Consider the following 19,475-nt stretch of genomic DNA (forward strand, 5'->3'; position numbering starts at 1 on the left):
CGCGACCGCAGCCACCTCAGCCGAGGCGGCCGCCGCGGCCTCGGCCGCGATGACCGCCGCGGTGTACGCCGCGGCCACCGGCACCGTGTCGATCGCCGCGGTCGCAGCGGCCACGGCGTTTGCCGCCCCGACGTCACCCCAGGCCGTCGACGCCGAGTTGCCCGACCTGTCCGCCGCGGGCGATTCCGCGGCCGGCGCCCCGGCCGCCGCTTCCTCCGACGTTCCCTCATCCGACGTGGCCGTCGCGGACGTTTCGGAGACGTCGGGCCTCGTGGGCGCCTTGGCCGCCGACTCTGCGCCGGATGCCCCGGCTTCAGTCTCCGACCCGGTCGCAGGTGCGCCCCGCGGCGGGTCCGCCGACTCCGGTCCAGCCGTCGCCGCAGACCCCGACGGCAGTGCGGTCGGCGACCTCGGGTCCGACACCGTGGAGCGCGTCGGCACGGCCGCTGCGGTGACCGGGGCATCCGCGGTCACCCCGCCGTCGAGCACGTCGTCCGATGACGGGCCCGACGACGGTACGCTCACCGCCCCGGCTCCCGGATCCGCGGACGGCACCGCGTCGCTCAGTGCCGACGCCGGTCCGGTCGACTCCGTCGACACCGCGACCGATGCCGACTCGTCCGCCGACGCATCCGCCGACTCGTCCGGGCCGCGACCCGTGCTGCGCGGGGTGTCCTTCAGCGCTCCGCGCGGGTTGCGCACCGCGCTCGTCGGGCCGTCCGGCGCCGGCAAGAGCACCATTCTGGCGCTCATCGAACGGTTCTATGACCCGAACGCGGGTGTCGTCCGGCTGGGCGGGCTGGACATCCGCACCCTGGATCGCACCGCGCTGCGCTCGCAGATCGGCTACGTCGAGCAGGATGCCCCCGTGCTCGCCGGCTCGCTGCGCGACAACCTCGTGCTCTCGGCGCCGGACGCGACCGACGAGGAGTGCCTCGCCGTGTTGCACGCGGTCAACCTCGGCGAGGTGCTCGACCGGGACCCGGCCGGGCTCGGCGCGGCCGTCGGGGAATCCGGCGTGATGCTCTCCGGCGGGGAACGCCAGCGGCTCGCGATCGCACGGGCGCTGCTCGCGGCGCCACCGATCCTGCTGCTCGACGAGTCGACCTCGAGCCTCGACGGAGTCAACGAACAACTGATGCGGGCGGCGATCGACGCCGTCGCCGTCGACCGCACGCTCATCGTGATCGCGCACCGGCTGTCGACCGTCGTCGACTCCGACCAGATCGTGGTGCTCGACCACGGCGAGGTGATCGGGACCGGGACGCACTCCGAGCTCGTCGTCTCGACGCCGCTCTACCGCGAGCTCGCCAAGCACCAGCTGCTCGTCTAACCGCGCGGGCACATCGCGCCCGGCGCCCGCCCTGCCCCTGACGAATTCGACGGAGTTTCTGCGTTTCCGGCACGTGGGAGGCCGGTTTCGGGCCGAAAACCCTCACAACTTCGTCGAATCCATTCGGGGGTAGCGGAGGGTGAGGAGCTGGAACGGCCGCAACTCGATGTCGACGGCGGGCCCGGTTTGCGCGAGCGGAAGTCCGGGCTCGGACAGCCGGCGTTCGAGCAGGTCGGTCGGGTAGGCATCCGCTGCCTCGAAACGGCGGATCACCCTGGCCCGCGCCCGGGACCCGTGCGCCTCGTAGATGCGCACGATCAGGTCCCCGCTGCGGTCCTCGGCGAGCTTGACCGCCTCGATCACCACGGCCGGGTTGTCGACCTCGAGGAGCGGGTCGATGCCGTCGTTCGCGACACCGGTCACAGTGCGGAGCGGGAGGTTGAGCCGGTAGCCCTCGGTGATCGCGTCGGCGATGGTCGCGCCCGGGCGCACCGCGAGGCGGAACGAGTGCCGTCCCTGGTCGGCCCCGGGATCGGGGAAGAGTGCCGCGCGCAGCAGCGACAGCCGCACGGTCGTCGTGGCGCGGCCGCCGGCATCCGTCGAGCGGCCGATGTCGTGCCCGTAGGTCGAGTCGTTCGCGACCGCGACCCCGTAGCCGGTCTCGCCGACGTGCACCCAGCGGTGCGCGCAGGTCTCGAAGCGGGCGGTGTCCCAGGAGGTGTTCGCATGCGTCGGGCGGTAGACGTGCCCGAACTGGATCTCCGAGGCGGCCCGCTCGGCGTGCACGTCGAACGGGAACTCGATCTTCAGGAGCTTCTGGCGTTCGTGCCAGTCGACGTCGAAGACGAGGTCGAGCGTCGGGGAACCGGCGGCGAGGGTGATCTGCTCCACGAGGCGGGAGGCGCCGAAGACGCGGGTCACCCGCACGCAGGCCTCGGCGGGCGTGTCGGTCACGACCTCGACCGACACCGCGGCATCGAGCGGAACGCTTGCGCGCTTGTAGTGGGCGTCGATGTCCCAGGCGTCCCACTGGGTCGGGGTGTCGCGGTGCAGCAGCAGCCGGTTGCCGCGCGTGCCCGAGGGGATGAGCTCCCGGTCGGCGACGAGGTCGCGCAGGGAGGTGAGCAGTCCCTCGGCGTCGATCGTGGCGCTGACGAGGGCGTTGGCGAGCACGAGCAGGCCGGACGCGGTGCGGGTCACGGTCGCGGGGGCATCCGCCGGACCGTTCTCGTCGGCCGCGGAGGCGCCGAAGGCCGGCACCCCGTGCTGCGCGTAGGGGCCCGCATTGAGCGACACTGTGCGGTCGCCGGCGCCGCAGAGAGCGGTCACGGATGCCGCGATGAGTCCCCCGAGGTCGCGCGCGACCTCCGCGTAGTGCCGTTCGGCCTCCTGGTGCACCCACGCGATCGAGGAGCCGGGCAGGATGTCGTGGAACTGCTGGAGCAACACGGTCTGCCAGGCTCGCTCGAGCGCCTCGTATGGGTAGGCGGCCCCGGTGCGGATGCTCGCGGTCGCCGCCCAGAGCTCGGCTTCGCGCAGGAGGTGCTCGCTGCGCCGGTTGCCGCGTTTGGTGCGGGCCTGCGAGGTGTAGGTGCCGCGGTGGAACTCGAGGTAGAGCTCGCCGGACCAGATCGGCGCCTCGGGGTACTCGGCCTCCGCGGCCTCGAAGAACCGGCGGGGCGTGGAGAGCTCGACCGTCGGGGACCCCTCGAGCGAGGCGGTCCGGCGTGCGGCCGCGATCATCTCGGCCGTCGGCCCGCCCCCACCGTCGCCCCAGCCGAACGGGACGAGCGAGGTATTGGCCATGCCTTTCTCGGAATATTGGGCCTCTGCGCGGGCGAGGTCCGCGCCGGAGAGGTCGGAGCTGTAGGTGTCGACGGGCGGGAAGTGCGTGAAGATGCGGGTGCCGTCGATGCCCTCCCACCGGAAGGTGTGGTGCGGCATCGGGTTCGTCTCGTTCCAGGACGACTTCTGGGTGAGGAACCAGCGCGATCCCGCCGCCGCGATGATCTGCGGGAGCGCCGCGGAATAGCCGAACGAGTCCGGCAGCCAGACCTCGAGCGGCTCGATCCCGAACTCCTCGAGGAAGAACCGCTTGCCGGCGACGAACTGCCTGGCGAGGGATTCCCCGCCCGGCATGTTCGTGTCCGACTCGACCCACATCCCGCCGACGGGCACGAAGGCACCCGCGGCGACCTGCGCCCGCACCCGGTCGAACAGTTCCGGGTAGTGCTCCTTGAGCCAGGCATACTGCTGGGCGGATGACGCGGCGAACGTGAATCCGGGATGTTCCTCGGCCAGGGCCAGCACGTTCGAGAAGGTTCGGGCGACCTTGCGCACCGTCTCCCGTACCGGCCAGAGCCAGGCGCTGTCGATGTGGGCGTGCCCGACCGCGTGCACCCGGTGCGCGCTCGCGACGGCGGGTTGCGCGAGCGCGGGGGCGAGCACCGCCCGCCCGGCGGCCGCGGACCCGGACACGTCCTCCGGGTCGAGCACGTCGAGGCAGCGCTCCAGGGTGCGCAGGATCCCGACCGCCCGCGTCGATCCCGCGGGCAGGGCGCGACGGAGCCCGTCGAGGGCGAGGACGTCCTGCAGCAGCTCCCACACCTCGTCGTCGCGGAGAGCGAGATCGAGCTGTCGCAGCCGGTAGAGCGGTTCGGTGCCGGCCGTGGCCGGGTCGCCGTTCCGGGTCGGCACGAACGTGAAGCCCGCGGTGACGTCGGGGTTGGCGGCGGCCTCGACGTAGAAGTCGACGGCTCCAGGGCCGCCCGCGTCGTCCGAGGTGTCCGGGGCGCTCGGCGCGTCCGCGGCGTCGGAGATGACAGGGGTATCCGATGATCGCGGCGTTAGGAGCGCGAGGGGCAGGGTCCGGTTGCGCGGCGCGATGCCCTTGATCACGGTGCCCGTCGCGGTCCACGCGATGCCCTCCGCCTGGAAGCCCGGGGCCGCGTCGGAAAAGCCGAGGTCGACGACGGCCTCGATCCGGGTGCCGGGCTGCCCGGCCCAGTCGGCCGGGATCGCGCCGGTCGCGTGGAACCAGACCGTTCCCCAGGGGCGGCCCCATGCCTCGCCGAGGGCGAACGGGGTGTAGGACTGCCGGACGGCCTTGACGACGGTCGCCGGGGCATCCGTCACCGGAGCCGTCGACACCCAGGCCGAGACCTTCAGCGGCACGGCCGCGCGGTACACGGCCGGCCGCAGCCGTTCGCGCAGGAACCGGTCGATGCGCTTCTGGATCAGTGCGGCCTCGTCGTCCATGCCAGCATCCTACGACCGCCGGCGGGGGCTAACTCAGGAGATCCGCACCGGCCAGTCCGGAACGCCGCACTGTTCCGCGGTCCCGGCTGAGTATCCCGGCAGATCTCCTGAGTTAGCCCCGCGCGGTCGCCGTGAGGCCGAGAGCGCGGTGGACACGGAGGGCGGGTCAGCCCAGGTGCACGATCTCGGGGGCGCCGACGAGGTCCGCCTTCGAGTGCTTGATCATGAAGAACGAGATCGGGGCGGCAAGCAGGATCAGCCCGGCCGCCCAGAGGAACGCGACCGAATACCCGCTCACGAACGCGTCGAGCTGAACGGTCGGCGTCGCGGGGTTCGAGGACAGGTAGCTCGAGATCGCGGCGGTGTACAGGGCGGTGAACAAGGCGGTGCCGATCGATCCGCCGATCTGCTGCGTCGCGGAGACGGCGGCACTGGCCACGCCGGCGTCGTGCGCGTCGATGCCGGCGAGGGCGACGTTCTGCAGCGGCACGAAGATGGCTGCGAGTCCGATGCCGAGCAGGATGACGCCCGGCAGCACGCGCAGGACATAGTCGTCCTGGACCGTGACGAAGGACAACCAGGCGAGCCCGGCGGCGGCGATGACCGGGCCGATCGTCAGGGGCAGGCGCACGCCGACCTTCGGCAGGATGCCGGAGAGCGCGGTCGCGCAGACCATGATGGTCGCGGTCATCGGGAGCGAGGCGAGCCCGGAGCGGAGCGGCGAGTAGCCGAGCACGATCTGGAAGTACAGGGTGAGGAAGAAGAGCCCGCCGAGGAGGCTCGCGCCGGTGAGCAGCGAGACCAGGAACGCGCCGCCGCGGACCCGGTCGGTCACGACCCGAAGCGGAAGCAGCGGGTTCGTCGCCCGGGCCTCGACGATAACGAAGGCCACGAGCAACACGACGCCGAGGGCGAGGAAGCCGATCGTCTCGACCCGCCCCCAGCCGTTCTCCGCCTGGCTGAAGCCGTAGACGAGGGACGCGAGGCCGGCGACGATGAGGATCACGCCGGGCAGGTCGTAGCGGGTGTTTCCGTGCGCACGACTCTCGTGCATCAGCGGGATCGCGGCGAGGATCGCGACGAGGGCGATCGGCACGTTGACGAGCAGGCACCAGTTCCAGCTGGTGAACTCGGTGAGCACGCCGCCGAGCACGAGGCCGACGGCCGCTCCACCGCCGCCGATCGCGCCATAGACGGCGAATGCCTTGATCCGGTCCTTGCCACCGGGGAAGGTGATCGTGAGGATCGCGAGCGAGGCCGGGGCGAGCAGGGCGGCGAACGCGCCCTGAAGTCCGCGGGAGATCAGCAGCTGGGTGGTGGTGTCGGCGAGGCCACCGATCATGGATGCCAGCGCGAAGCCGGCCATTCCGACCAGGAAGGAGCGCTTGCGGCCCCAGTAGTCGGCGATGCGGCCGCCGAGCAGCAACAGGGAGCCGAAGGCGAGCGCGTAGATCGTGACGACCCAGGTGCGGTCGCCGTCGCTCATGTCGAGGGCGATCTGGGCCTTCGGCAGGGCGATGTTGACGATGGTTCCGTCGAGGACGACCATGAGCTGGGCGAGCGCGAGAACGGCGAGGAGCCACCAGCGGCGCGGGTGCGACGCGGGATCGGACAGGGGCGGGGTGGAGAGGGAGACAGCAGGAGCGGGGGAACTCATCGAGACAGAAATCCTATTCAAACGAACTAGTTGGTTGGGATAGGTATGATCTTAGTCATGAGAAGTGACGGCGAAGCGACCCGCGACCGAATTCTCGATGCCGCCCAGGCCGAGTTCGCCCGGTACGGCCTGGCCGGCGCCCGGGTCGACCGCATCGCCACGGCCGCGAAGGCGAGCAAGGAGCGCCTCTACGCCTACTTCGGCGACAAGGGCTCCCTGTTCACGGCCGTGCTCGAGGTGAACCGGCGCGATGTGATGGCCGCCATCCCGATGGACACGAACGACCTGCCCGGCTTCGTCGGACGGGTCTTCGACCACGTCGTCGAGTACCCTGAGCACTCGCGGATGCTCGACTGGGCCAGGCTCGAAGGCGCCGCCGCGCTGTTGCCGACGACCACGGAATGGCGCAACGGCCCGGAGGCGGCCGCGATCGCCGCAGCCCAGGCCCGCGGCGAGATCGACCCCAGTTGGGATCCGGAAGACCTCGTCACCCTCGTCTTCTCGCTCGCGACCTCGTGGGTGCACTCCCCCGGGGTGTTCCCGGCCCCGGGAGCCGAGCCGGCGGAATCCGTGCGCGACCGCCGCCGTGCCGCAGCGATCGTCGCCGCCCGCAAACTCATCGCCCCCTGAGCCCGGGTCCCCGAACGGTCGCGACGACACCGTCGCGACCGAGTGAGCGGATGCCGCGGGCCGGCCCCGCGGACCGCCCTTATCCCTTGAGGTGGTAGCGCACGCTCGCGAGTTCGGCGAGCAGCGCAGCGGGGACCCGGTCGCCGAACTGGGCGAAGTACTCCTCGGTGAGATCGCACTCGGCGAGCCAGCTCGTCCTGTCGATGTGGAACAGCTGCTCTACGGTCTCCTCGGCGAGGTCGAGACCGCCGAGGTTGAGGGCGCCCGCGGCGGGGAGGCGCCCGATCGGGGTGTCGACGGCATCCGTCGACCCTTCGATGCGGCGCACGATCCACTCGATCACCCGCGAGTTCTCGCCGAAGCCGGGCCAGAGGAAGCCGCCGTCCGCGCCCTTGCGGAACCAGTTGACCTGGAAGATCTCGGGGGCGCGGCTGCCGAGGCCCTTGCCGACCCGCAGCCAGTGCGCCCAGTAGTCGGCCATGTTGTAGCCGCAGAACGGGAGCATCGCGAAGGGGTCGCGGCGGAGTTCGCCGACGGTGCCCTCTGCGGCGGCGGTCTTCTCCGAGGAGATCGTCGCGCCCATGAAGACACCGTGCTTCCAGCTGCGGGCCTGGGCGACGAGCGGCACGTTCGTGGCGCGCCGCCCGCCGAAGAGGATGGCGTCGATGGGGACGCCACCGGCTGCCTCCCAGTCGTCGGAGATCGAGGGGCACTGTGCCGCGGCGACCGTGAAGCGGGAGTTCGGGTGGGCGGCCGGGGTCGGCGACGCGGGCGTCCAGTCGTTGCCCTCCCAGTCGATCAGGTGGCTCGGCGGGGTCTCGGTGAGGCCTTCCCACCACACGTCGCCGTCGTCGCGAAGGGCGACGTTCGTGAAGATCGTGTTGCCCCAGACGGTCTGCACCGCGGTCGGGTTGGTCTCGACGCCGGTGCCGGGGGCGACGCCGAAGAAGCCGGCCTCCGGGTTGATCGCCCACAGGCGCCCGTCGGGGCCGGGCCGGAGCCAGGCGATGTCGTCGCCGATGGTTTCGACGGTCCAGCCGGGGATGGTCGGACGCAGCATCGACAGGTTGGTCTTGCCGCAGGCGGAGGGGAAGGCGCCGGCGAGGTGCACGGCGCGTCCCTCCGGCGAGGTCACCTTGATCAGGAGCATGTGCTCGGCGAGCCAGCCCTCATCGCGGGCCATCACCGACGCGATCCGCAGCGCGAACGACTTCTTCGAGAGCAACGCGTTGCCGCCGTACCCCGAACCGTACGACCACACCTCGCGGGTCTCGGGGAACTGCACAATGTACTTGGTGTCGTTGCAGGGCCACGTGACGTCGGGGCGGGTCTCGCCCGCGGCATCCGTGAGCGGGTAGCCGACGCTGTGGATGGTCTGCACCCAGCGGGCGCCGGCCTCGATCAGCTCGAGCACGGCATTGCCCATCCGGGTCATGATGCCCATGTTGAGCACGACGTACGGCGAGTCGGTGATCTCGACGCCGAGCTGGGAGATCGGGCCGCCGAGCGGTCCCATCGAGAACGGCACGACGTACATCGTGCGGCCGCGCATGCTGCCGGCGAAGACGGCGCGGAGCTCGTCTTTCATCGCGGCGGGGTCGGCCCAGTTGTTGGTGGGGCCCGCGTCTTCCGGGTCGGTCGAGCAGATGAAGGTGCGGTCCTCGACCCGGGCGACGTCGGTCGGGCTCGTGCGGGCGAGGTAGCTGTTGGGGCGCCACTCGGGGTTGAGCTTGATGAGCTTGCCCTCGGCGACGAGCTGCTTGGAGAGTTCGTCGGCCTCCCGGCTCGACCCGTCGCACCAGACCACTTCGTCCGGCCGGGTCAGCCGGGCGATGGAATCAACCCAGGACTGGAGGTTCGGGTCCGTGGTACCGGCGGTGTCGTCGGAATCGCTCCCGCTGGATGTGACTCGGAAGTGGGCGATGGTCATCTCCTGGCCTTTCTCGGTATGGCGTGTGCAGCGGATGCCTGCGGTCGTGTCGGAAGCATCCGCCCGGCTTGTCGTCGGTGACATTCGGTGCGTAACTTTGTGCTGCAGAACCAGAATGCGCGCGATTTTCGGAGAGGAACCAAAAAACTCTTGTTAAGAATCAGGCTTCTTTAGATATTGTTAAGGAATGCCGACTCGAGCCTCCGACCTCGTCACCCTGGGACTGCGCATCCGCCACTATCGCGGCGAGCGCGGCCTCACCCTCGATCAGCTCGGCGAGAGGGTCGGGCTGGCCGGCAGCCAGCTATCGCTCATCGAGAACGGCAGGCGAGAGCCGAAGCTGTCGATCCTGCAGGACGTCGCGACGGTGCTCGGCGTTCCGATCGCCGACCTGCTCAACGGCGAGGCGCCGAACAAGCGGGCCGCGCTCGAGATCGAGCTCGCGCGCGCTCAGAAGAACCCGCTCTACGGTGCGCTCGGCTTGCCCGAGGTCAAAGTCACCAAGGGGATGCCGGTCACGGCCCTCGAGTCGCTCATCGGGTTGCACCGTGAGCTGGCGCGGCGGGCGAGCGAGGCGATCGCGACGCCGGAGGAGGCCAGGCGGGCGAACACCGAGCTGCGCGAGCTCATGCGCGAGCAGAACAACTACATGCCCGACATCGAGCAGCTCGCCGAGGACCGGGTGCGGGCGTCCGGCCACGTCTCCGGAGCCCTCACACACCGCGAGGTGAGCGTGATGGCGGAGCAGCTCGGCTTCAGCCTGATCTACGTCAACGACCTGCCGAACTCGACCCGCTCGGTGACCGACCTCGTCAACCACCGGATCTACCTCCCGCCGGCGTCGATCCCCGGCGGTCATGGGCTGCGGTCGATGGCGCTGCAGGCGATGGGGCACCGGCTGCTCGGTCATGAGCGGCCGGCGAGTTACGCCGAATTCCTCTGGCAACGGCTGCAGATCAACTATTTCGCGGCCGCGTGCCTGATGCCGCCCGCCGCGTCGGTCGCGTTCCTCGCGCGCGCGAAACGCGAGCGCGAGCTCTCGGTCGAGGACTTCCGCGACGCCTTCGGCGTCACCCACGAAGCTGCGGCACTCCGCCTGACCAACCTCGCGACCTCGCACCTCGACATGCCGCTGCACTTCCTCAGGGTCAACGGTGACGGCGCCCTGCAGAAAGGCTACGAGAACGATGGACTGCCGCTGCCGGTCGACGTCACCGGTTCGATCGAGGGCCAGTTCGTCTGCAAGCAGTGGAGCGCCCGCAGCGCCTTCACCCACACCAACCGCACCACGGAGTTCTACCAGTACACCGACACACCGGTCGGAACCTTCTGGTCGGCGACCCAGACCGGCGCGGCGGACGGCGGCGAGTTCTCGATCAGCGTCGGGGTGCCGTTCGTGCACGCCAAGTGGTTCCGCGGTCGCGAGACCGTGCAGCGGGCGGTGTCACGCTGCCCCGACGAATCCTGCTGCCGCCGCCCCGCCTCCGACCTGGCCGCGCACTGGGCAGGTCACGCCTGGCCGAGCGCACGACTGCACGCCCACGTGCTCTCGCCCCTGCCGAGCGGTACCTTCCCCGGCGTCGACGACACCGAGGTCTACGAGTTCCTCGAGGCCCACGCCACCAGCTGACCCGCGAGGTGTCCCGAAACCACCCTGCGCATCGAGGGAGAGGCCTCGCACCTGAGGATCTATCCACTCACGCAGCAGAGCGACGGACGTGCGCTACCGTCGTACGAGACGTTCGTACCACGTTCATACGACAGGGGGAATCCATGGCAGACAACGACGCCGAAGCGGTGCTACCCGATGACGGGCTCGATGCGATCGATCGGTCTCTGATCGTGGCTCTCCAGGCCGATGGACGAATGACGTACGCGGAGTTGGGCGCAGAGGTCGGGCTCTCGGCCGGCGGGGCTCGTCTTCGTGTGCGCCGACTGGAAGAACGTGAGATCGTCCAGGTCGTCGGGGTCACCGACCCGCTCAAGCTGGGGTACGAGCGAATGGCGATGCTGCACCTGTCGGTTGAGGGCGACGTGCGCGCAGTCGCTGATGCAATCGGTGCCTTGGAAGGGGTGATCTATCTGGTCATCGGTGCGGGCTCCTACGACCTGCTGGTCGAGGTCATCGCCGTCAACGCTGACGCACTCCTCGAATTGATCAACGGGCGCATCCGCACGATCCCGGGAGTCTCACGCTGTGAGACGTTCTCGTATTACAACATCCACACCCATCGATTCACGTGGGGCACGAGATAGCCGGATCAACCTCGACTCCGTGCGCACAGGACCCGATCGAGCGCCTCGACAAAGAAGTCGACACTCTCGGTCGTGATGTTCAGCGGCGGTTTGATCTTGAGCACGTTCTTGTAATCTCCGGTCGGCTGGACAATGCAGCCTTCACGCAGCAGCTCCTCGCAGATCTCGGACGCTGCCACTGAGGCCGGCTCGAGGGTAGCAAGGTCGCGTACGAGCTCGACGCCCAGATACAGGCCCAACCCGTGCACAGCGCCGATGATGTCGTGCCGGCCCTGCAGCGTGAGGAGCTTGGCTTTCAGGTCGCCTCCGACTGTGCGCGCGTTCTCCTGCAGGCCTTCGTCGCGGAGGATGTCGAGCACGGTCAGCCCGACGACGCAGCTGACCGGGCTTCCACCGGCAGAGGAGAACAGGCTGCCCTCTTCAGCGAATTTCTCGGCGATGTCACGCCGCGTGATCACGGCGCCGACCGGCTGCCCATTGCCCATGCCCTTGGCAATCGTGATGATGTCCGGGGTGACCCCCTGCTGTTCGACCCCCCAGAAATACTCTCCGAGGCGACCGTATCCGACCTGCACCTCGTCCGAAATGGTGAGCCCGCCTCTGGATCTCACCTTCTCGAAAACACCGGCCAGGTATCCGTCCGGCAAGAGCACTCCACCGGCATTTCCGAAGACCGGTTCCCCGATGAAGGCCGCAAGACCGGTTCCTGCGTCATCGAGTACTCCGAGCCGGGCTTCGAGATCGTCCAGATAGCGGGCAGCTGAATCGGCGCCGCGGTGTGTGCCGCGGAAGGGATGGGGCGCATCGATGACGTGCACCCAGTCCGGCCGGGTTTCCAGCGCACGCGGGTTGTCTCCGATGGAGGATGAAACGGCGTCGGCGCCCACGGTCCAGCCGTGGTACGCCTCCTGGAAGGCGAGGACCGCATCATTCCCGGTGTAGGTCTTCGCCAGCCGCAACGCGAGATCGACCGCTTCGCTGCCGCTGTTCACCAGGAAGACGGTGTCCAGACCTTCTGGCGCCAGGGCCACCAGCCGTTCCGTGAAACGCGGCAACGCACTGTAGTTGAAACGGGAGTTGGTGTTCAACAGCGACCATTGATTACTCACGGCCTTGACCAACCGGGGATGGGCGTGTCCGGTCAGTGCGACGTTGTTCACCAGGTCGAGATAGCACTGAGCGTGCACGTCGATGAGGTGTTCCCGCCAACCGCGTTCAATTTCCGGCGGCTCCGTGTAGTAGTGCTCCTGGACTTCGGCGAACGTCGAGACACGCCGCTCGAGGACATCCGCGGACAGCAGTTCAGGTGCGGCAAGGTCGATGCCGAGAAGCGGGGAGGGGTCGGGGCAGACGCGCTGCCAGATCTCGGCTTCAGCGGGAGTAGCGAAGAAGGCTGGGCGGATGCCCGCTAGCCGTGACAGTTGGACCCTGACGTGGACGGGAGCTTCGGACCGTGCCGTGCCCGCGCGTGCCGCGCCGATGCGCTGCCCTGCGCTGACGTGACCCGGCGCCAGGGGTTCGAGTCCGACGAGCCAGATCTCGTACCCGCTCGCTTCCAGCACCAGTGCGTCGCCCTCCATGCGCACGACGCCGTCGACCGGCGCCGAGAAGACCGTTCCGGGTGCAGTCACCACCTCGACGCCGAGCGCCAGCGTCGCGGTTTCCCCGGTGTGATGCAGCTTCGCGCGCGTCAACCGGTACTCGCCGTAGCGCGTGACGGCTGTGCCTGATGTTCGGACGACCGCCGCGGCGAGGACGGCCTCGGAATCGGGGCGCAGCCAGATCCCGTCGCTGAGTTCCGGGTTGGTGACGGAGAAGTCCAGGACGGACAGCGAGGCGGCCGGGAGGAGGAGGCCCTCGGGGCGTTCGATGACGCTATGCCGATCGAGGCGCACGCGAGCTCTGATCAACGCGCACATCTGCTGAGCGTCAAGGCCCTCAGCGACTTCGAATGCGATCCATTCGTGGTCACGATTCTCAGACGCATAGTGGTTCGCGTCGTCAACGGCGACCTGCTGCTCGCCGCTGACGACGAGGACGCAGGTTCTGAGGACGATGAGGCCCCAGAGCGCAGCGAGCTCGTCGTCGGTCAACGGCGTATGGGTGACGAACGCGGCGATCGTCTCGAGGATGATCAACGGTGTTCGCGGGTTGTGGTGAAGGATGGATGCGCAGGTGACGGCCAGTTCGGCGACAACCCAGCTGTCGGCGATGTCGCCGAAGTCGATGACACCGAGGTCGACGACACCGAGCGGGCTGCCGTGCCGGGTGACGACATTGTCATCGGTGATGTCACCGTGGATGGGCTGCGATCGGAGCTTATCGCTGAGCGGTTCCAGCACCGCCTGTGCTCGCGCCGCGGCCACTCGAACACGCTCCCGGCGACCAGGGTCGGGCACATGCGGCAGATACATCTGCACGACCTGCGTCGCGATCCGGAGATTCCATTGGGTGATTCGCTCGGTGCCGGGGTGGACGAATGCTTCGAGGGAGGCGGCGAGACGGCCGGCCGTGTGGCCCAGGGAGCGGGCTTCCGCGACGGTGAGAGCGCCGCGACCGGTGAGCGCATCCCCTTCGACGAAGCTCAGGAGTCGGACGTGGAGGTCGACGTCGCCGACATGAACGATCCGGATCGCGGCTCCCTCGTGTGACGGGACGCTCCGAGGAACGTCGATTCCGGCCAGGCTCACCCGTTCGGCGGCAGCATCCTGAGCCTCGAGCTCCTGGGCGGAGAACTCTGGATTGGAGAATTTGAGGAGCCAACGCGTGTCGCCGTCGTCGATGAGGAAGTTGCGGTCCTGTTGACTTCCCAGTTCGGTGAGCTGTCCGCTCACGTGGAAGAGATCCCTGGCGACGGCCGTCGCGTCGTGTTCCGTGACGGCGGGCCTGGGGAGAGAGGGAGTGGAGAAGAAGTTGTAGTTCGTCATTGGGGCGTTTCAGCCGATCCGTGTGATTGTCCTGTGGGTGAACTCGTCGATGGCGAATCGTACGCCTGCGCGACCGTGTGCTGGTGTTTTGATTCCGCCGAAGGGAGGGTCAATCCATGGCGTCAGTATTCCATAAATGTCATTGAATCAGTCGCTTTGGTGATAAATCATTAGCTTGATGTTTATTTGCATGATTTTTGCACACCGCTGGAGGGGCGACCCTGTGGCTTCGTCGTCGAACGCGACGATCCCCTGGAATGGGACAGAAGATCCCCTCACGGAGGACCGGTGAGCGGATGCCGCGGCGCGGGGCTCAGGCGGATGCGGGGGCGAGAGCGCCGGCCGGGAGGCCGAGCTCGTGCTCCGCGACGGTGCGCACGAGGTCGCGCTGGCCGCGGGCGTCGCCGTAGCGCACGACCGCGTGCGCGTTGATTCCGTCGATGATCGCGAGCAGCTGCCAGGCCAGCGCGCCGCTATCGGCGACGGCGAACTCGCCGCGCGCAGAACCTCGGTTCAGGAGGGCCACCAGGAACGCCTGCCAGGCATCCATCTGCACGCCGACCTCGCGAGCCAGGGCGATGTTGCGACGCCCGACGCTCCAGGCGTCGAGCCAGACGGTGGTCACGGCGCTGCGATCCGGGCCCAGGAGCGTGTCGATCAGCGCGCGCAACGCCTCGACGGAACTCGGGAGCGCGGACAACTCCCGGGTGATCTCCGCGAGCTCGGCGCCGGCGATCGAGCCGAAGGTCTTCGCGACCAGGGCCTCCGTGCTCGGTTCGTAGTGGCTGACCAGGGCGGGGGTGACGCCGATCCGGGCCGCGATCGAGCGCAGGGTGATCGCGTCGAGGCCGTCGTAGCGGGCGATCTCGCGCGCGGTGCGGGCGATCTCGGCGGCGCGCTCGACGCCGGTCCTGCGCTTGGTCCGGCTCGGAAGGGTTGACATCGCACCTCAGTGTATATAGTTTTGCCTCGAGCTTATTGATCAAGTGATCAACTGGCTCGATATCCTTCCTTCGATCGCCGTTTCGGCCCCCCAGGAGACGCCTTGCAGCTCATCATCGCCCCCGCCGCCCCGCCGCTGACCCGGGTCACCGACGCCGCACCCACCGCCGGCAGCGCCGCCGGCACATCGGCGGCCCGCCCGACAGCGGTCCCCGCCGGCCCGCTCCGGGTCGGACTCGTGCAGCACCGCTGGCACGCGGACGACGCGGTCCTCCGCGCCGAACTCGCCGACGGCATCCGCCTCGCCGCCGAGGCCGGCGCCCGGATCGTGTTCCTCCCGGAACTGACCCTCCGCAAGTACCCGGGCAACCGGCGTGCGACCGGCGTGCCCAAGCAGGGCGCCGAGGACCTGCTCACCGGGCCGACGTTCGCCTTCGCCGCCGAGCAGGCCCGTGCGCACGGCGTCATCGTGCACGCCTCCCTGTTCGAGCGCCCCGACGCGGCCGACCGGCCGGACGACCCGCGCGGCTACAACACCGCGATCATCGTGTCCCCGACCGGCGTGCTGCTCGGTCGCACCCGCAAGCTGCACATCCCGGTGACCGAGGGCTACTACGAGGACACCTACTTCCGGCCCGGACCGCCCGAGGACGCCTACCCCGTCTACGCACCGGCCGAACTGGGCGGCGCGCGCATCGGCCTGCCGACCTGCTGGGACGAGTGGTTCCCCGAGGTCTCCCGCCTCTACGGCCTCGCCGGGGCGCAGATCCTCGCCTACCCGACCGCGATCGGCTCCGAACCGGGCTTCCCCGCCTTCGACACCCAGCCGATCTGGCAGCACGTCATCGTCGGCAACGGCATCACGAGCGGCCTCTTCATGGTCGTACCCAACCGCTGGGGCGACGAGGGTGACCTGACCTTCTACGGCTCCTCGTTCATCTCAGACCCCTACGGGCGGATGCTGGCCCAGGCCCCCCGCGACAAGTCGGCCGTGCTCGTGGCCGACCTCGATCTCGCCCAGCGGGCCGAGTGGCTGACCCTGTTCCCGTTCCTGGGCACGCGCCGACCCGACAGCTACGGGCGCCTGACCACCCCGGTCGAGCCGGGACATCCGTTCGGCGCGGACGCGGACTCGAGCGCGACCGCGAGCGCGACCGCGGCGACTCACGCATGACCTGGCGGATGCCCGCGGAGACCGCGCCGCAGGAGCGGGTCTGGATGGCGTTCCCCTCCGGCGGTTACACGCTCGGCGACACGGCGGCCGAGGCGGAGGAGGCGCGCAGCACCTGGGCGGCCGTCGCCCATGCGGTGCTCGAGTTCGAGCCGGTGACCATGGTGGTCGACCCCGGCGGGAACACCGGGAACCCGGGAAACACCCGAAGTACCAGGAGCATCGCCGAGGCTCGGGCCGAGGCCGCGCGGCATCTCTCCGCCGAAGTCGACGTGATCGAAGCCCCGCTCGACGACGCGTGGATGCGCGACATCGGGCCGACGTTCGTGCTCGATCCGGCCGGGCGGCTCGGCGCGGTCGACTGGATCTTCAACGGCTGGGGCGGCCAGGACTGGGCGAGCTGGGGCCGCGATGCCGGCATCGCCGCCCTGGTGACCCGCGCGACGGGGGCGGTCCCGGTGTCCTCGCTGCTCGTCAACGAGGGCGGCGGCATCCAGGTCGACGGGGAGGGTACCGTCATCGTCACCGAGACCGTGCAACTCGACCCGGGCCGGAACCCGCACGCCACCCGGGCCAGGGTCGAGGCCGAACTCGCCCGCACGATCGGGGCGACGCAGGTGATCTGGTTGCCGCGCGGCCTCACCCGCGACCAGGCCCGCTTCGGCACCCGCGGGCACGTCGACATCGTCGCCGCGATCCCCGCGCCCGGCACCCTCCTGGTGCACGCCCAGGACGACCCGGCGCATCCCGATTACGCCGTGTCCCGTGAGCTGCGCGCGGTGCTCGCGGCGTCAACGGATGCCGCCGGCCGGCCCTGGACGATCATGGACCTGCCCGCGCCCGCCCGGCTCACCGACGCGGAGGGCTTCGTCGACTACAGCTACGTGAACCACCTCGTGGTCAACGGCGGCGTGATCGCGTGCGGCTTCGGCGAGCCCCGGGCGGATGCCGCGGCCCGGTCGATCCTCGAGGACGCCTACCCGGGGCGGAAGGTGGTGACCGTGGACGCGCGGCCGCTCTTCGCCCGCGGCGGAGGCATCCACTGCATCACCCAGCAGCAGCCCGCGACGGGGTAACGCGCCGCAATGGCTGGCGGTGACGCTGTCGGCGCAGCTAGGGTATGGGTGGGCGCGTGATTCTCCCCCTGTTCTGGGGTCGGTCGCACGGCCGACCACACCCATCTATCACTACGTAACCTTTCGTCGGAAGGTCTGTCGTTCGCCCCAGCGGCTGATTCGATTTTCCAGACGGTGCCGGACCCCTCGCAGCGCTGCCTGCGGGCCCGTCCCGTCCGTTCGACTGCCGACTTCACGGTCCCGAAACCCCGGTCGGCTGAGCACCCCGACGAAAAGGTGGCGTCGAAGCGAGAAACGCGGACCCACCGTGACCCACCCGACACCTGATACACCGATACCCGATGCTTTCCACCGGCCGCCGGCCCCCGGCGCTGGACGAGCGGGTGATCTCGGATGAGCGCCGCAGGCGATTTCCGTGACGTCGAACGTGAGGCCCTGCTGCGCCGCAGCCAGCGGACGGCCGCACGCACGGCTGGGAAGAATCCGCCGCCCGCACGCGTGGCCCAGCCCGCGACCGGGTCCTCGGCCGTCGTCCGGCTGGGGCGCAGCGTTGCGATCACATTCAACCCGGCGCTCCTGAGCCCAGCCGAACGAAGCCGGTTCAGCCGGCACATGAATGCCCGGGTGTCTCCCGGGAAGGGCGTGCTCTCGAACGCGGAGTACTACGCCCAACAGGCGTTCATCGACGTCGCCCAGATCTCGGTACCCACGGTGAGCGGCCGGGACAATGTGGACTGGGTGCTCAAGCGGGGAGACGGCAGCACCGAGGTCGTCCCGGACTTCGTGGCCAGGGCCGTCCAGCCTCGGGAAACCGGGTACGCGGGTGCAGCTGCTGCGACTGTGCCCACGCCCGTTGCTGTACCGCCTGCCCTTCTGCCGGCCACGGTCCTGGCCGCGCCGCCGGTCACCGCGCCGCTCAGTGGCGCGCTGTCTACTGCCGCACCGCTCGTCGGCCCACTGTCCATCGCCGCACCGCAGTTCGCCGCACCACCCGTTGCCGCACCGCAGTTCGCCGCGCCATCGGTCGCCGCACCGCTGTTTGCCGCACCACCGGTGGCGGCACAGCCGGCGCGATCCGACGCATCCGCTGCCGCTCTGGCTCTCGCCGCCGCGGCAGAGACCGCGGTCGCTCAGGCGGTAGCGGCGCAAGCGGCCGCCGTGCACGCGGAGTCGGCCCAGCTCGAGGCGGCACGGGTCGCCGCCACTCAGACCGCGGAAGCACGAGCAGCAGCACACCGTGCGGCCGAGCAGGCCGAGGCGGCGCAGGCTGCGGCTGCGGAGGTCGCCGTGGAGCAATCCGCGCGGGTGCACGCGGCCGCAGCACAAACGGCAGCCGCGCACGCTGCCGCACAGGTCGCGTCCGAGCACGCCGCAACCGCCCGAGCGGCTGCCGCCCAAGCCGCGGCGGACGCCGCAGAACAGTCAGCGGCGCAGGCCGCAGCCGAGCAGGCCGCCGCCGCTGAGCGATCAGTCGCAGAGCAGGCCGCACGGTCACACGCCGCCGCCCAGGCCGCGGCACAAGCCGCCGCCGAACAGGCCGCAGCCGCGACAGCACACGCCGCATCAGCATACGCATCGACATTCGCGCGGACGGTGCAGGTGCCGGTGCCGCTGGCCGGCCCGTCACGACTGCCCGCGCCGCCGGAGCCGGAACCGTCGGCCGTGGTGCGGTCCGCGGCGGAGTCCGCCGCACGCGTCGCGGCCCAGCGCGCACCGCAGGCTTCCCTGACCCGGTCGACGCGCGTGCCGGCGGCGCCCGTGCCGGGAGGGCCGATCGTGCCGAGCTACGTCGGTGCTGTCACGGGCTCGCAGATGCTCCGCGCCGAACGGGACCGGGCCAGGGAAATCCTGGCAAGGGCGACCGCACTGCGGGTGCAGACCGGTCACAAGAGCACCGGCCCCAACTACCGCGCTGCTCTCATCTCGGAGAACCGGGCGCGCACGAAGTTCTTCGACCTGAATGCCCAGACCGAGCAGGCCACCGCCCGCGAGGCCCGCATCGAGTACGCCGCCGTGCGCAGTTCGCTGACGGAGGGCACCGAGAACTACCGGCTCGAGTATGAGGCGCAGCTCACGGCGCTGGCCTCGGGCGTGGTACTGCCGAGCCTGACGGACCGGATCGCGGCCGCCGAGGCGATCGTGCAGCGCCAGGACGAGGCGGCCGCGCTCGCGACGGACTCCGCGGAGCGCTGGGCGGCCGGTGCCGCCCAGCGGAAGGTCAACCACACCGAGTAGACGCCGGGTCGCGGGTCCGGGCGCCGCGAGCCTGCGTCACCGCTGTCGCCGACCGCACCG

At 69.9% G+C, this 19,475-nt stretch carries 12 protein-coding genes; 7 read left to right on the plus strand and 5 right to left on the minus strand.

Going from position 1 to position 19,475, the window contains the following annotated elements; translation table 11 throughout:
- On the plus strand, positions 1–1,333 hold a 1,333-nt coding region (locus E3O44_RS19640), incomplete at its 5' end, for an ATP-binding cassette domain-containing protein (protein ID WP_241976314.1).
- A gap of 102 nt (positions 1,334–1,435) precedes the next feature.
- Here the strand turns inward: E3O44_RS19640 and E3O44_RS13095 are convergent.
- Positions 1,436–4,591 carry an alpha-mannosidase gene (locus E3O44_RS13095; RefSeq protein ID WP_134535226.1) on the minus strand — a complete coding sequence of 1,052 codons (3,156 nt, stop codon included), beginning with the start codon at positions 4,589–4,591 and terminating at the stop codon, positions 1,436–1,438.
- 166 nt (positions 4,592–4,757) lie between these two features.
- Positions 4,758–6,248, minus strand: a complete 1,491-nt coding sequence (locus E3O44_RS13100; RefSeq protein ID WP_134535227.1) for an MFS transporter — start codon at positions 6,246–6,248, stop codon at positions 4,758–4,760.
- A 57-nt stretch (positions 6,249–6,305) separates the two neighbouring features.
- Between E3O44_RS13100 and E3O44_RS13105 the strand changes: the two genes are divergently transcribed.
- Entirely contained in the window at positions 6,306–6,878 is a 573-nt protein-coding gene (locus tag E3O44_RS13105) for a TetR/AcrR family transcriptional regulator (protein WP_134535228.1), read from the plus strand.
- A gap of 79 nt (positions 6,879–6,957) precedes the next feature.
- On the opposite strand, the gene E3O44_RS13110 is transcribed toward E3O44_RS13105, so the two are convergent.
- A complete protein-coding gene (locus E3O44_RS13110; protein ID WP_134535319.1) occupies positions 6,958–8,808 on the minus strand; it encodes a phosphoenolpyruvate carboxykinase (GTP) in 1,851 nt (616 codons plus the stop codon).
- A 187-nt stretch (positions 8,809–8,995) separates the two neighbouring features.
- Between E3O44_RS13110 and E3O44_RS13115 the strand changes: the two genes are divergently transcribed.
- A complete protein-coding gene (locus E3O44_RS13115) occupies positions 8,996–10,438 on the plus strand; it encodes a helix-turn-helix domain-containing protein (RefSeq protein WP_134535229.1) in 1,443 nt (480 codons plus the stop codon).
- A gap of 143 nt (positions 10,439–10,581) precedes the next feature.
- Entirely contained in the window at positions 10,582–11,064 is a 483-nt protein-coding gene (locus E3O44_RS13120) for an Lrp/AsnC family transcriptional regulator (protein ID WP_134535230.1), read from the plus strand.
- A 5-nt stretch (positions 11,065–11,069) separates the two neighbouring features.
- Here the strand turns inward: E3O44_RS13120 and E3O44_RS13125 are convergent, their stop codons facing one another.
- Positions 11,070–13,991 carry an aminotransferase gene (locus E3O44_RS13125; protein WP_134535231.1) on the minus strand — a complete coding sequence of 974 codons (2,922 nt, stop codon included), beginning with the start codon at positions 13,989–13,991 and terminating at the stop codon, positions 11,070–11,072.
- Positions 13,992–14,304: 313 nt separating this feature from the next.
- Positions 14,305–14,934 carry a TetR/AcrR family transcriptional regulator gene (locus E3O44_RS13130; protein WP_134535232.1) on the minus strand — a complete coding sequence of 210 codons (630 nt, stop codon included), beginning with the start codon at positions 14,932–14,934 and terminating at the stop codon, positions 14,305–14,307.
- Between the two features lie 135 nt (positions 14,935–15,069).
- On the opposite strand from E3O44_RS13130, the gene E3O44_RS13135 reads away from it, so the two are divergent.
- The 3 genes from E3O44_RS13135 to E3O44_RS13145 all read left to right on the plus strand — a co-directional run bounded on the left by E3O44_RS13135 (position 15,070) and on the right by E3O44_RS13145 (position 19,415).
- Positions 15,070–16,107 carry a nitrilase-related carbon-nitrogen hydrolase gene (locus E3O44_RS13135; RefSeq protein WP_198415916.1) on the plus strand — a complete coding sequence of 346 codons (1,038 nt, stop codon included), beginning with the start codon at positions 15,070–15,072 and terminating at the stop codon, positions 16,105–16,107.
- Complete coding sequence (locus E3O44_RS13140; protein ID WP_134535233.1) at positions 16,104–17,180, plus strand: agmatine deiminase family protein; 1,077 nt, start codon at positions 16,104–16,106, stop codon at positions 17,178–17,180. The genes E3O44_RS13135 and E3O44_RS13140 overlap by 4 nt, the downstream gene beginning before the upstream one ends.
- A 393-nt stretch (positions 17,181–17,573) precedes the next feature.
- Positions 17,574–19,415: a hypothetical protein gene (locus tag E3O44_RS13145; protein ID WP_134535234.1), complete on the plus strand. Its 1,842-nt coding sequence runs from the start codon at positions 17,574–17,576 to the stop codon at positions 19,413–19,415.
- Positions 19,416–19,475 lie beyond the last annotated feature (60 nt).

The sequence above is a fragment of the Cryobacterium algoricola genome, assembly GCF_004402485.1.
GTDB lineage: Bacteria > Actinomycetota > Actinomycetes > Actinomycetales > Microbacteriaceae > Cryobacterium > Cryobacterium algoricola.

Excerpts from the sequence above, each read along its gene's own strand:
- E3O44_RS13095 (WP_134535226.1), bottom strand. The coding sequence starts at position 4,591 with ATGGACGACGAGGCCGCACTGATCCAGAAGCGCATCGACCGGTTCCTG.
- E3O44_RS13100 (WP_134535227.1), bottom strand. The coding sequence starts at position 6,248 with ATGAGTTCCCCCGCTCCTGCTGTCTCCCTCTCCACCCCGCCCCTGTCC.
- E3O44_RS13105 (WP_134535228.1), top strand. The coding sequence starts at position 6,306 with ATGAGAAGTGACGGCGAAGCGACCCGCGACCGAATTCTCGATGCCGCC.
- E3O44_RS13110 (WP_134535319.1), bottom strand. The coding sequence starts at position 8,808 with ATGACCATCGCCCACTTCCGAGTCACATCCAGCGGGAGCGATTCCGAC.
- E3O44_RS13115 (WP_134535229.1), top strand. The coding sequence starts at position 8,996 with ATGCCGACTCGAGCCTCCGACCTCGTCACCCTGGGACTGCGCATCCGC.
- E3O44_RS13120 (WP_134535230.1), top strand. The coding sequence starts at position 10,582 with ATGGCAGACAACGACGCCGAAGCGGTGCTACCCGATGACGGGCTCGAT.
- E3O44_RS13125 (WP_134535231.1), bottom strand. The coding sequence starts at position 13,991 with ATGACGAACTACAACTTCTTCTCCACTCCCTCTCTCCCCAGGCCCGCC.
- E3O44_RS13130 (WP_134535232.1), bottom strand. The coding sequence starts at position 14,934 with ATGTCAACCCTTCCGAGCCGGACCAAGCGCAGGACCGGCGTCGAGCGC.
- E3O44_RS13140 (WP_134535233.1), top strand. The coding sequence starts at position 16,104 with ATGACCTGGCGGATGCCCGCGGAGACCGCGCCGCAGGAGCGGGTCTGG.
- E3O44_RS13145 (WP_134535234.1), top strand. The coding sequence starts at position 17,574 with ATGAGCGCCGCAGGCGATTTCCGTGACGTCGAACGTGAGGCCCTGCTG.